Origin of the sequence: Paraburkholderia sp. BR10882 (genome assembly GCF_040948855.1) — a bacterium.
In the GTDB taxonomy this organism is placed as follows: Bacteria; Pseudomonadota; Gammaproteobacteria; order Burkholderiales; family Burkholderiaceae; genus Paraburkholderia; species Paraburkholderia nodosa_A.
The window spans coordinates 152398-166197 of the sequence record NZ_JBFPKP010000011.1 but is presented as its reverse complement, the minus strand read 5'-3'; the positions used below and the strand labels follow the sequence as shown (position 1 = coordinate 166197).

Annotated in this window: 8 protein-coding genes; 6 read left to right on the top strand and 2 right to left on the bottom strand. The window is 65.5% G+C overall.

Annotated features, from left to right (window positions below):
* Window positions 1-4: 4 nt before the first annotated feature.
* Both AB3X99_RS26085 and AB3X99_RS26080 read left to right on the top strand, forming a co-directional pair.
* Entirely contained in the window at window positions 5-430 is a 426-nt protein-coding gene (locus tag AB3X99_RS26085) for a F0F1 ATP synthase subunit epsilon (RefSeq protein WP_028203314.1), read from the top strand.
* Window positions 431-763: 333 nt separating this feature from the next.
* The gene (locus tag AB3X99_RS26080; protein WP_342949169.1) at window positions 764-2524 is read left to right on the top strand and encodes an AMP-binding protein; all 1761 of its coding nucleotides are present in this window, start codon (window positions 764-766) and stop codon (window positions 2522-2524) included.
* A 742-nt stretch (window positions 2525-3266) separates the two neighbouring features.
* Here AB3X99_RS26080 and AB3X99_RS26075 read toward each other — a convergent pair.
* Window positions 3267-4079, bottom strand: a complete 813-nt coding sequence (locus tag AB3X99_RS26075; protein ID WP_368618550.1) for a transporter substrate-binding domain-containing protein — start codon at window positions 4077-4079, stop codon at window positions 3267-3269.
* 224 nt (window positions 4080-4303) lie between these two features.
* Here AB3X99_RS26075 and hemE point away from each other — a divergent pair, with 224 nt between their 5' ends.
* Together hemE and AB3X99_RS26065 are read left to right on the top strand one after the other, a co-directional pair.
* The gene (gene hemE, locus AB3X99_RS26070) at window positions 4304-5395 is read left to right on the top strand and encodes a uroporphyrinogen decarboxylase (protein WP_368618549.1); all 1092 of its coding nucleotides are present in this window, start codon (window positions 4304-4306) and stop codon (window positions 5393-5395) included.
* A 417-nt stretch (window positions 5396-5812) separates the two neighbouring features.
* Window positions 5813-8068 (top strand): primosomal protein N', encoded by a 2256-nt coding sequence (locus tag AB3X99_RS26065; protein WP_368618548.1) that lies wholly within the window; start codon window positions 5813-5815, stop codon window positions 8066-8068.
* A 73-nt stretch (window positions 8069-8141) separates the two neighbouring features.
* Here AB3X99_RS26065 and AB3X99_RS26060 read toward each other — a convergent pair whose 3' ends face one another.
* Complete coding sequence (locus AB3X99_RS26060) at window positions 8142-8291, bottom strand: hypothetical protein (RefSeq protein WP_368603720.1); 150 nt, start codon at window positions 8289-8291, stop codon at window positions 8142-8144.
* Window positions 8292-8580: 289 nt separating this feature from the next.
* Here AB3X99_RS26060 and putA point away from each other — a divergent pair, with 289 nt between their 5' ends.
* Together putA and AB3X99_RS26050 are read left to right on the top strand one after the other, a co-directional pair.
* On the top strand, window positions 8581-12525 hold the full coding sequence (putA, locus tag AB3X99_RS26055; protein WP_069264435.1) for a trifunctional transcriptional regulator/proline dehydrogenase/L-glutamate gamma-semialdehyde dehydrogenase: 3945 nt from the start codon (window positions 8581-8583) through the stop codon (window positions 12523-12525).
* A 97-nt stretch (window positions 12526-12622) separates the two neighbouring features.
* The gene (locus AB3X99_RS26050; RefSeq protein ID WP_069264433.1) at window positions 12623-13771 is read left to right on the top strand and encodes a branched-chain amino acid ABC transporter substrate-binding protein; all 1149 of its coding nucleotides are present in this window, start codon (window positions 12623-12625) and stop codon (window positions 13769-13771) included.
* Window positions 13772-13800 lie beyond the last annotated feature (29 nt).

The window sequence follows — 13800 nt, the reverse complement described above, 5'->3', positions numbered from 1 at the left end:
ACATATGGCAGCAACCATCAAGGTAGACGTCGTCAGCGCCGAAGAGAGCATCTTCGACGGCCAGGCGAAGTTCGTCGCGCTTCCGGGCGAGGCGGGCGAGCTGGGCATTCTGCCGGGGCACACGCCGCTCATCACGCGTATTCGTCCGGGTGCAGTGCGCATCGTGGCGGAAGACGGCGGTGAAGAGTTCGTGTTCGTCGCCGGCGGCATTCTCGAAGTGCAGCCGGGCGCCGTCACGGTGCTCGCCGACACCGCGATCCGCGGCAAGGATCTCGACGAGGCGAAGGCTACGGAAGCGCGCAAGCGCGCTGAAGAGACGCTGCAGAACGCCGGCTCGAACCTCGAGTACGCCACCGCCCAGGCCGAACTGGCCTACGCGGTCGCGCAGCTCGCGGCGATCCAGCGCCTGCGCAAGATGAACCAGCACTAATGGGTTCTCGTACGCGCCCCCTCGTGGGGCCGCGTTCGAAGCAAAAAAGGGCTCCCCGGTTGGGGAGCCCTTTTTGCATGTGCGCGCCGGTGGGCGGGCACGGCCCAATGGCACCGCGATGAAAAACGCGGCATAAATGCCGTGAGCCACGGAGGTCGACCAAAACGCTCCGGCATACTTGACGTTTACGGAAAGGTAATGCCAAATCATGCGTTCGCAGCCGGCCCAGACCCTGCGGGTAAGACTTGATGCCGCCCCCAGTCAAGCCGGTGGCACAATGGTTTTCAAATTCATTTCAAACGCGGGAGTGACGCTCCCCAGGAGACAGCCATCATGGCAATCGACGCAGCAGGCGCGCGCGCCGCGCCCGGTGTACATGAGCCGCTCATCGCGCCGAAAGACGGGCTTTCCTACGTGCGAGGCACGTCCGACGTACCGCTCAGCGACGCGACTCTCGGCACGTTCCTGCAGGAGACCGCCAACCGCTTCCCCGAGCGGCCTGCCGTGGTGTTCCGCGAGCAGGGCATCCGCTGGAACTGGCGCGAGTTCGCCGCAGAAGTGGACGTGCTCGCGGCCGGTTTTGCCGAGCTAGGCATCGTCAAGGGAGATCGCGTCGGCATCTGGTCGCCCAATCGCGTCGAATGGCTGCTCACCCAGTTTGCGACCGCGCGCATCGGTGCGGTGCTCGTCAACATCAATCCCGCCTATCGTCTTGCCGAACTCGAATACGCGCTGAACAAGGTCGGCTGCAAGGCGATCGTCTCGGCGGAGAGCTTCAAGACCTCGAAGTATCTGGAAATGCTGCAGACGCTCGCGCCCGAGCTTGCGAGCGCCACGCCCGGCCAGTTGCAGGCCGCGCGCCTGCCCGAACTGCGCGCGGTCGTGCGCATGTGCGACACGGCCACGCCCGGCATGCTCTGCTTCAGCGAACTCGTGGAGATGGGCCGCGAGCGCATCGCGCGCGACGGCACGGCGTGGCTCGACGCCATCAACGCGACGCTATCGCCCGACGAGGCCATCAACATCCAGTTCACGAGCGGCACGACCGGTAATCCGAAGGGCGCGACGCTCACGCACCGCAACGTGCTCAACAACGGACGTTTCATCGCCCAGGCGATGCGCCTCACCGAAGAAGATTCGCTTTGCATTCCGGTGCCGCTCTATCACTGCTTTGGCATGGTGCTCGCGGTGCTCGCGTGCGTATCCGTTGGCGCGAACATGGTGTTCCCCGGCGAGGCGTTCGATCCGCGCGCGACGCTCGAAGCCGTCTCGGAAGAGGGCTGCACGGCCTTGCACGGCGTGCCCACGATGTTCATCGCGGAGCTCGATCATCCGGAGTTCGCACGCTTCGATCTTTCGAAGCTGCGCACGGGCATCATGGCCGGCTCGCCGTGCCCGATCGAGACGATGAAGCGCGTGGTCTCCAGGATGCATCTCGCCGAAATCACGATCGCCTACGGCATGACGGAAACGAGCCCGGTGTCGTTCCAGAGCTCGACCACCGACCCGCTCGACAAGCGCACGACCACCGTGGGCCGCATTCAGCCGCATCTCGAAGTGAAGATCGTCGACGCGCTCGGCAATATCGTGCCGGTGGGCGAAACGGGCGAGCTGTGCACGAAGGGCTATTCGGTGATGCAGGGCTACTGGGGCGACGCGGAGAAGACGGCCGAGTCGATCGTCGATGGCTGGATGCATACGGGCGATCTCGCGACGATCGATGCCGAAGGCTACTGCAACATCGTCGGTCGCCTCAAGGACATGCTGATCCGCGGCGGCGAGAACATCTATCCGCGAGAGATCGAAGAGTTTCTGTTCCGCCACCCGAAGGTGCAGTCCGCGCAGGTGTTCGGCGTGCCCGATGCGAAGTACGGCGAGGAAGTGTGCGCGTGGATCGTGCTCCGCCCGGGCGAAGCGGCAACGGCCGAGGAGATTCAGGCGTTCTGCCAGGGGCAGATTGCCCACTACAAGATCCCGAAGTACATCCGCTTCGTCGACGAACTGCCGATGACCGTGACAGGCAAGGTGCAGAAGTTCGTGATGCGCGCGCGCATGATCGACGAACTCAAGATCAACGAGCAGAAAACGGCTTGATACGAGGTTCGATGCAATGCCGCTGCGGACGATTCAAGGCGTCGCTGCGGCATTGCAGAACGCGCAAAAATAGTCGGACACCGAACGATCATTTGACGCTGGAGGGAGTGGGGGCAGAGCGATGCCTGTTGAATAACGAAACGTACAGGCGAAAAAAAAGCGGGCCTGGAGCCCGCTAAAAACCACACGCTACGGGGTTAGCGCGAGGAGACCAAAGGAGGAGCCGGGTCATGAAACGTCTTCGACGCCGGTCACGGCTCCAACAAGGATGCCCCTCGAGAGGGCTTCGGCGTAGGGCCGACCGGCTGGTGTTTTGTGTCCGCTCACACTGGCACCGCGCCACATCCGTGTTGAAACCGTTGAAGGCATTGTGGGCGAATTAAGATAGGTTCGCGGTAACAAAGTGTTTCAGGTTGTAACGCCCGTCAGATAAGGCTCTGCGGCGCTTTTTGCCATCCTGAGCGTTTCGCGGAAGTCATTTTTACCGCTATTTTTCGAGGCTGCCTGACAGCCTTAATCGCAACTCGCGCGCGAGGATTCGAATCGCATGAAGGAAGGCCCACCGCATGGGCCTTTTTACGCATGACGCGTACGGTACAGATTTACCGGGTGCGCACATGCGCAATGCGTCGGCATTGCGCTCGCGCGTGGAATGCAAACTTTGCGTGCCTCGTGTGACCCATGTTCTGCAACTCATCGTAGCAATTCGAAGGGCCATAACAATGCGGCGCGATTCAACACTTCACTTCAGCCACTTGTCGGAGATTGCCTGATATTCGCCGCTCGCGCGCGCAAGGTGCAGCCACTGATCGACATACTGCTGGAACACCACGTCGCCGCGCGGCACCATCCACGCTTTTTCGCCGTACTGAAACGGCTTGTCGGGATGCACCGAACACAGCCCCGGGTTGAGCTTCTGCTGCAACATGGTCTCGGAGGCGTCGGTCACCATTACGTCGGCCTTGCCCGCGAGAATCTGTTTGAAGATCGTCACGTTGTCCGGGTACATGATGAGATTCGCATTCGGCAGGAACTGCTTCGCGAAGCGCTCGTTCGTGCCGCCCGGATTCACGATCACGCGCACCGAAGGCTGGTTGATCTGCTCAACGGTCTGATACTTCTTGACGTCCGCGCATCGCACGATCGGCGTCTTGCCGTCGACTTGATAGGCCTCGGTGAAGAACGCGCGCTTCTGGCGCTCGAGCGTCGTGGAGACGCCGCCCACTGCAACGTCGCACTTCGCGAGGAAGTCGTTCATGAGGTTCGACCACGACGTCTTCACGAACTCGGCCTTCACGCCCAGCGACTTCGCAAGCGACTGGGTCATGTCGATGTCGATGCCTTCGAACGTGCCGTCCTGCCTGTAGAACGAGTAGGGCTTGTAGTCGCCGGTCGTGCAGGCGCGCAGCGTGCCGCGCGCGATGATTTCGTCGAGGCGCGACGGGGCCGTGGCGCTCTGCGCACCGTTGGCGGGGGTACCGGCGGACTGGCTCGTGGCGCACGCGCTCAGCAAAGCGGCGCTAACGATCGTCAGGCCGAGGGCGGCTTTATTCATCGTGTCTCCAGATCTGGTTTTGGTTGATGTAATGTTTTGGAAAGCCGTCTGATGATAGTCCTCGCGTACGCGGCCGTTAAGCGCGGACTTACCTAGGTAGGCAGGCCTATACTTCAGTGGCATTGCGCTTTCTGATCCCGCCCATCAGGGGCATGACGCGACGGCCGCTCCGGTAAAATGGCCGCTTGCTTCCGAACCTTGGCGCGACTTCGCGCATCCAGCACGTGGCCCACACTCTCCTGAACGACACCTTCCTGCGCGCGCTGCTGCGCCAGCCGACCGAGTACACGCCGATCTGGCTGATGCGCCAGGCAGGCCGCTATCTGCCGGAGTACAACGCCACGCGCAGCCGCGCGGGCAGCTTCCTCGGCCTCGCGAAGAATCCCGATTACGCGACGGAGGTCACGCTCCAGCCGCTCGAGCGCTATCCGCTCGACGCCGCGATCCTGTTCTCCGACATTCTCACGATTCCGGACGCGATGGGCCTTGGCCTCTCGTTCCAGGCGGGTGAAGGGCCGAAGTTCGCGCACCCCGTGCGCACCGAAGAAGACGTGGCGCGGCTCGCCGTGCCGGATATCGGCGCGACGCTCGGCTACGTGACCGACGCCGTACGCGAAATCCGCCGTGCGCTCACCAATGCAGAAGGGCGCCAGCGTGTGCCGCTGATCGGCTTCTCGGGCAGCCCTTGGACGCTCGCCTGCTACATGGTCGAAGGTGGCGGCTCGGACGACTTCCGCACGGTGAAGTCGATGCTGTACGCGCGCCCCGACCTCATGCAACGCATTCTCGAAGTGAACGCGCAGGCGGTGGCGGCCTATCTGAACGCGCAGATCGAAGCCGGTGCGCAGGCCGTGATGATCTTCGACACCTGGGGCGGCGCGCTCGCGGACGGCGCGTACCAGCGCTTCTCGCTGGCGTACATCGCGCAGGTCGTGGCGCAGCTCAAGCGCGAGCACGACGGCGAGCGCGTGCCCGTGATCACCTTCACGAAGGGCGGCGGCCTCTGGCTCGACGAAATCGCCAATACGGGCGTGGACGCCGTTGGCCTCGACTGGACCGTCAACCTCGGGCGCGCGCGCGAGCGCGTGGGCGAGCGCGTGGCGCTGCAGGGCAACCTCGACCCCACGGTGCTGTTCGCTTCGCCGGCCGCGATTCGCGAGCAGGCGCGCGCGGTACTGGACAGCTTTGGCGCGCACCCGGGCCACGTGTTCAACCTCGGCCACGGCATTTCGCAGTTCACGCCGCCCGAAAGCGTGGCCGAACTCGTGGACGAAGTGCATCGCCACAGCCGCGCGATCCGCGCGACCGGTGCGTGACGTTTTTGATGCGCCGCACCAAGCTGGGCTCCGGGCGTCAGGGTATGACCGGGCTCAAGAGGCCATCCAGACGCCATCGCGGTCCTGTCAAGACTTGACTTATACACACTTGCCTCGTTGCGGCGCGCAAGAGGGAAAGGTTGTCGCAGGCGCCCGTTCAGGTCTGCGCAGAATCAATCAGACCCTTGACAGACAAGGCTTTCGGCGCTCCACGGCGCTGTGTGCGGTATCCCACATAACGACGACACGCGGGCGCGCTGCGGCGGCGCCCGGGAAGTTCTCAACAAAGTTATCCACAGGCGCAGATTCGGGGGCGCGATTGTTCTGCGGAATCCAAAACTTAGCGCGAAATCTCAAGTATTACTTGAGGTTTGCATGTCTGTGCGGTGGCGTACGGAACTTCCCTGGGAGTGAGGCATGACAGGGCAGTACGTGCGCGTGGCGCTGGACCATCCACTGGATGCGCTCTACGACTATCGCTATGGCCTCGACAGCGCGCCGGAGCCCGGCATGCTCGTGCGCGTGCCGTTCGGACGTCGCGACGTCGTCGGCCTGATCTGCGAAGTGACCACTCACAGCGACGTGCCCGCGAACAAGCTCCGCGACGTGAGCGCGGTGTGCGCCGCCTGTCCGCCGCTTTCGGCGCAATGGCTCGCGCTGGCTGGCTTTGCCGCCGACTACTATCAGCGGGGCCTGGGCGAGGTCGCGTTGCCGGCGCTGCCACAGGCGCTGCGCGATCCGTCGCGCTGGGCGCGCATGCTCGCCCCCGAGGAGCGCTACCGTCTGTCGCCGCAAGGGCGCGCCGAGTTGCCCGACGCGTTGCCGGCGCGCGCCCAGGCGCTGCGCCGTCTCGCGCAGGCGCTCGTTGATGCCGGCGAACTCGACGCCGCCGCGGCCCGCGCGCTGCATCCGAAGGCGATTGCGACGCTCGAAGCCTGGTGCGAAGCCGGCTGGGTCGAGCACGAGTCCGTCGAGGTCGGCGCGGCCGCAAGTGCAGCCCACAGCGCACCGCAGACTGCGGCCATGGTGGACGTCCCGCGCCTGAGCGACGAACAGGCCGAAGCCGTGGAAGCCATCGGCGCGGCGAGCGGCTTCGCGCCCTTCCTGTTGCACGGCGTGACGGGCAGTGGCAAGACCGAGGTCTATCTGCGCGCGCTCGCGGCGCTGCTCGAGCGCGACCTGGGCGCGCAGGCGCTCGTGCTGGTCCCGGAAATCAATCTCACGCCGCAGTTCGAGGCGGCGTTTCGCACGCGCTTCGCGGCCACGCTCGCCGACGAGGCCATCGTCACGCTTCACAGCGGCCTCGCGGAAGGCGAGCGCGCCCGCAACTGGCTCGCGGCACACACGGGCCGCGCGCGCATCGTGCTCGGCACGCGGCTCGCGGTGCTGGCCTCGCTGCCGCGTCTCTCGATGCTCGTGATCGACGAGGAGCACGACCCCGCCTACAAGCAGCAGGAAGGGCTGCGCTACTCGGCGCGCGACCTCGCGGTATGGCGTGCGAAGCAGCTGGGCGTGCCGGTCGTGCTCGGCTCGGCCACGCCGTCGCTCGAAAGCTGGTGGCAGGCCGAGCAGGGCCGCTACACGCGCCTCACGCTCTCGCGCCGCGCAATTGCCGACGCGGTGCTGCCCACCGTCAAGCTGATCGATCTCGAAGAGGAGCGCCGGCGGGGCCGCGCTTCGTTCGAAGGGCTCTCCGGGCCCCTGGTCGCGGCGATGAAGGCGCGCCTCGAGCGCGGCGAGCAGAGTCTCGTGTTCCTGAACCGTCGCGGTTATGCGCCTACGCTCGCTTGCGACGCCTGCGGCTGGGTGGCGGGCTGCCCGCGCTGCAGCGCGTACGTCGTGCTGCACAAGCCCGAGCGCGCGCTGCGCTGCCATCACTGCGGCTGGGAATCGCGCATTCCGCATTCGTGCCCCGAGTGCGGCAACGTCGACATCGCGCCGATGGGGCGCGGCACCCAGCGCATCGAGGAGGCGCTCGCGAGCGCGGTGCCGGGCGCGCGGGTGCTGCGCATCGACGCCGACAGCACGCGCCGCAAGGGCAGCGCGCAGGCGCTCTTTTCCGACGTGCACGCGGGCGAGGTCGACATCCTGGTGGGCACGCAAATGATCGCGAAGGGGCACGACTTCCAGCGCGTGTCGCTCGTCGGCGTGCTGAACGCCGACAATGCGCTCTTTTCGCACGATTTCCGGGCGAGCGAGCGCCTGTTCGCGCAGTTGATGCAGGTGAGCGGACGGGCGGGGCGCGCCGGCCTGGCTGGCGAGGTGCTCGTGCAGACGCGCTATCCGCGCCACGCGCTCTATCACGCGCTGGCGCGTCAGGACTACGTGGGGTTTGCGAATACGCAGGTCGCGGAGCGGCGCGACGCGCACCTGCCGCCGTTCGTCTATCAGGCGTTATTGCGCGCCGAAGGGCGCACGCTGGAAGCGGCGCTGGCGTTTCTCGCCCAGGCCGCGGAGGCGCTCACCGCGATTCCGGGCGCCGAGCGTGTCATGGCCTACGACGCGGTGCCGCTCACCATCGTGAAGGTGATGAACGTGCATCGCGCGCAACTGCTCGTGGAAAGCCAGTCGCGTGCCGCGCTGCAGGCAACGCTGCGCGCATGGCAGCCCGCGCTGCGCGCGTTGCGCGGCGTGCTGCGCTGGAATCTCGAAGTCGATCCGCTCGATATCTAGCCGCGGACAGCCGCCGCCATGGCCCCGTTGCCGCAACAGCGGGGCCACCCGGTATCAACTTCCCGTTTCTTCCTTACTGGCCGACCGTATCGGCCGCATCAGTGCGCGCCGCGCGCTTCAAACTCATGCGGCGTTCATCCGGCGCCGTCGCGCCGCGCATGAACAGCACGGCGCACGTGGCGCACAACGTCCAGATCCCTGCAATTACCAGCAGCTTTTCCATTTTTTGGTCCCTACGCATTTTCTTGTGATCAACAACCCCGCTCTGTTTGTATAACGGCACGGCCGCGGAATCGATTAGGGTTGTCCAGCGTGTTGCTGGGCCAGGGAAAATACCGAATGCGACCCGCGCGGCCCGGTGGGCGGTCATCGGCCGCAAACCCAGGCTGCACAAGGCCTCAACCGTGGTGCAACCATTTTGCGAGAGTGGTTGCACCTTTTTATTGGTAGGGTTACGATTCGCCAACTTTTTGGTCACCGCCGGTGCGGGTCTGCCGGCATATGAAGGAAACATGGCTAGCACCACACTTGGCGTCAAAGTCGACGATCTCCTCCGCTCGCGCCTCAAGGACGCCGCCACGCGGCTCGAGCGCACGCCGCACTGGCTCATCAAGCAAGCCATCTTTGCCTACCTCGAGAAAATCGAGCACGGCCAGCTGCCTCCCGAACTCAATGGTCATGTCGGCGCGACCGATCTCGCGGAAGGTGCTACCGCTGACGACGACGAAGCGGCGTCGCACCCGTTCCTCGAATTCGCGCAAAATGTGCAACCGCAGTCGGTGCTGCGCGCGGCCATCACGGCGGCGTACCGCCGTCCGGAGCCGGAGTGCGTGCCATTCCTGATCGGTGAAGCGCGCCTGCCGGCCAACCTCACGGGCGACGTGACGAAGCTCGCCACGAAGCTCGTCGAAACGCTGCGTGCGAAGGGTACCGGCGGCGGCGTGGAAGGCCTGATCCACGAGTTTTCGCTGTCGAGCCAGGAAGGCGTGGCGCTGATGTGCCTCGCCGAAGCGCTGCTGCGCATTCCCGATCGCGCGACGCGCGACGCGCTCATCCGCGACAAGATCAGCAAGGGCGACTGGAAATCGCACGTGGGCCACGCGCCGTCGCTGTTCGTGAACGCCGCCACCTGGGGCCTCATGATCACCGGCAAGCTCGTCACGACGAACAGCGAGACGGGTCTGTCGTCGGCGCTCACGCGCATGATCGGCAAGGGCGGCGAGCCGCTGATCCGCAAGGGCGTGGATATGGCCATGCGCCTGATGGGCGAGCAGTTCGTCACGGGCGAGAACATCTCCGAGGCGCTGGCCAACAGCCGCAAGTTCGAAGCGCGCGGTTTCCGCTACTCGTACGACATGCTCGGCGAAGCCGCGACGACGGAAGCCGATGCCCAGCGCTACTACGCATCGTACGAGCAGGCGATCCACGCGATCGGCAAGGCCGCGGGCGGCCGCGGCATCTACGAGGGCCCCGGCATCTCGATCAAGCTCTCTGCGCTGCACCCGCGCTACTCACGCGCGCAGCAGGAACGCACGATGGGCGAGCTGCTGCCGCGCGTGCGCGCACTCGCCGTGCTCGCTCGCCGCTATGACATCGGCCTCAATATCGACGCCGAAGAAGCCGACCGCCTCGAACTCTCGCTCGACCTGCTCGAAGCGCTGTGCTTCGATCCGGAACTCGCGGGCTGGAACGGCATCGGCTTCGTGGTGCAGGCTTACCAGAAGCGCTGCCCGTTCGTGATCGACTACATCGTCGATCTCGCGCGGCGCAGCCGTCACCGCATCATGGTGCGCCTCGTGAAGGGCGCGTACTGGGATACGGAAATCAAGCGCGCCCAGGTGGACGGCCTCGAAGGCTATCCCGTGTACACGCGCAAGATTTACACGGATGTCTCCTACCTCGCCTGCGCGAAGAAGCTACTCGGCGCGCCGGATGCCGTGTATCCGCAGTTCGCCACGCACAACGCGTACACGCTCTCGGCGATCTATCACCTCGCGGGCCAGAACTACTATCCCGGCCAGTACGAATTCCAGTGCCTGCACGGCATGGGCGAGCCGCTGTACGAAGAAGTCACGGGCCCGCTCTCGCAGGGCAAGCTCAACCGTCCGTGCCGCGTCTACGCGCCGGTCGGCACGCATGAAACGCTCCTCGCGTATCTCGTGCGGCGTCTGCTCGAAAATGGCGCGAACACGTCGTTCGTGAACCGCATCGCCGATGCCTCCGTGCCGGTCGCCGAACTGGTCACGAACCCCATCGACGACGCCGCCAAGGTCGTGCCGCTCGGCGCGCCGCACGCGAAGATTCCACTGCCGCGCGAGCTGTATGGCAACGAGCGTTTCAATTCGATGGGCCTCGATCTGTCGAACGAGCATCGTCTCGCGTCGCTCTCGTCGGCGCTGCTGGCGAGCGCGCATCATCCGTGGCGCGCCGCGCCGATGCTCGCCGACAGCGAGATCGCAGACAGCGCCGCACGCGACGTGCGCAACCCCGCCGATCATCGCGATCTCGTCGGCACCGTAGCGGAAGCGACGAGCGAGCACGTGAGCGCCGCGCTCTCGCACGCCGTGGCCGCCGCGCCGATCTGGCAGGCCACGCCCGTCGAAGCGCGCGCGGATTGCCTCGCACGCGCCGCCGATCTGCTCGAAGCGCAAATGCATACGCTGATGGGCCTGATCGTGCGTGAAGCGGGCAAGTCGCTGCCGAACGCCGTGGCCGAAATCCGCGAAGCGATCGACTTCCTGCGCTACTACTCCACGCAGATCCGCGAAGAGTTCTCGAACGACACGCACCGTCCGCTCGGCCCGGTGGTATGTATCAGCCCGTGGAACTTCCCGCTCGCGATCTTCATGGGCCAGGTGGCCGCCGCGCTCGCAGCCGGCAACACGGTGCTCGCGAAGCCCGCGGAACAAACGCCGCTGATCGCCGCGCAAGCCGTGCGCATCCTGCGCGAAGCCGGCGTGCCGGCGGGCGCGGTGCAACTGCTGCCGGGCAACGGCGAAACCGTGGGCGCGGCGCTCGTCGCCGATCACCGCACGCGTGCCGTGATGTTCACGGGCTCGACCGAAGTCGCGCGCCTCATCAACAAGACGCTGTCCGAGCGCCTCGATTCCGAAGGCCGCCCGATTCCGCTGATCGCCGAAACCGGCGGCCAGAACGCGATGATCGTCGATTCGTCGGCACTCGCGGAGCAGGTCGTGGCCGACGTGCTGCAAAGCGCCTTCGACTCGGCCGGCCAGCGTTGTTCCGCGCTGCGCGTGCTGTGCCTGCAGGACGACGTGGCCGACCGCACGCTCGAAATGCTCACGGGCGCGATGAAGGAACTCGCGGTGGGCAATCCCGACCGCCTCTCGACCGACGTCGGCCCCGTGATCGACATCGACGCGAAGCGCGGTATCGATACGCACGTGGCAGGCATGCGCGAAAAGGGCCGCAAGGTCCAGCAGATGCCGACGCCCGACTCCTGCGCGCAAGGCACATTCGTGCCGCCTACGCTCATCGAGCTCGACAGCCTCGACGAACTCAAGCGCGAAGTGTTCGGCCCGGTGCTGCACGTGGTGCGCTATCGCCGCAGCCAGCTCGACAAGCTGCTCGAGCAGATCCGCGCAACGGGCTACGGCCTCACGCTCGGCATTCACACGCGTATCGACGAAACGATCGCGCACGTGATCGGCCGCGCGCACGTGGGCAACATCTACGTGAACCGCAACGTGATCGGCGCGGTGGTGGGGGTGCAGCCGTTCGGCGGCGAAGGTCTCTCGGGCACGGGTCCGAAGGCGGGTGGCGCACTGTATCTGTCGCGTCTGCTCGCGAAGCGTCCGGCCGGTTTGCCGAAGTCGCTCGCCGATGTGCTCGTCGTCGACGCGCCGCAAGCGGCTGACGGCAACGGCGCGCCGCAATCGGCACAGGCTGCGCTCACGACGCTGCGCGACTGGCTCATCGCCGAGCGCGAGCCCGCGCTCGCGGCACGCTGCGACGGCTACCTCGAATACGTGCTCGCGGGCGCCACGGCGGTTCTGCCGGGCCCGACGGGCGAGCGCAACACCTACACGCTTTCGGCGCGCGGCACGGTGCTGTGCGTGCCGTCGACGGCCACGGGCGCCCGCGCACAGCTCGCCGTTGCGCTCGCAACGGGCAACCGCGCGCTGTTCCAGGGCGCGGCAGGCGAAGCGCTGGTGAGCGCGTTGCCGGCGGCACTGAAGGCGCACGTAGCGATCAAGAAGACGGCGGATGCCGACTTCGATGCGGTCCTCTTCGAAGGCGACAGCGACGAGCTGCTCGCACTCGTGAAGGAAGTGGCCAAACGTCCTGGCCCGATCGTCTCGGTGCAGGGCGTGGCAGCGCACGCGCTCGCCAACGGCGATGAAGATTACGCTCTCGAACGACTGCTCGCGGAACGTTCGGTCAGCGTGAATACGGCAGCAGCGGGCGGTAATGCAAACTTGATGACGATCGGTTAAGCACCAGCCATACTGTCGGTCGTCTCAAGACAAGGAAGCGGCAAGGTCCATTGAAATCCGAAGCCGCTCGTTCGATACCTGGTACCAAGGAGAAGCAATGCAACACACGATGAAGCAGCTGGCAGGCGCAACGCTTGTTGCCGCCCTGTCGCTGGCGGGGACTGCGCAGGCACAACAAGCCGAAGACGTGAAGATCGGTTTCGCCGGTCCGATGACGGGCGCGCAGGCGCACTATGGCAAGGACTTCCAGAACGGCATCACGCTCGCAGTCGAAGACATGAACGCGACGAAGCCCGTGATCGGCGGCAAGCCGGTTCACTTCGTGCTCGACTCGGCCGACGATCAGGCCGACCCGCGCACGGGCACGACGGTCGCGCAGAAGCTCGTCGACGACGGCATCAAGGGCATGCTCGGTCACTTCAACTCGGGCACGACGATCCCGGCTTCGCGCATCTACGCGAACGCAGGCATCCCGCAGATCGCCATGGCGACGGCGCCTGAGTACACGCAACAAGGCTTCAAGACGACGTTCCGCATGATGACCTCGGACACGCAGCAGGGTTCGGTCGCCGGCACGTTCGCAGTGAAGAACCTCGGCTTGAAGAAGATCGTCGTGATCGACGACCGCACGGCCTACGGCCAGGGTCTCGCCGACGAATTCTCGAAGGCTGCAAAGGCTGCCGGCGGCAACATCATCGACCGTGAATACACCAACGACAAGGCCGTCGACTTCAAGTCGGTCTTGACGAAGGCGAAGGCGATGAACCCCGACCTGGTCTACTTCGGCGGCGCGGATTCGCAAGCGGCACCGATGGTCAAGCAGATGAAGTCGCTGGGCATCAAGGCCCCGCTGATGGGCGGCGAAATGGTGCACACGCCGACCTTCCTGCAGATCGCGGGTGACGCGGCGAACGGCACGGTGGCGTCGCTCGCCGGCCTGCCGCTCGACCAGATGCCGGGTGGCAAGGACTACGTCACGAAGTACAAGAAGCGCTTCGGCGAAGACGTGCAGACGTACTCGCCGTACGCCTACGACGGCGCCATGGCGATGTTCGACGCGATGAAGAAGGCCAACTCGACGGATCCGGCGAAGTACCTGCCGTTCCTCGCGAAGACCAGCATGCCGGCAGTCACGACGTCGGACCTCGCGTACGACACGCGCGGCGACCTGAAGAACGGCGGCATCACGCTGTACAAGGTCGTCGACGGCAAGTGGACGACGCTGCAAAGCGTGGGCGGCAAGTAAGCGCCTGAGCTTTAGCTGAAGTAAAAAGC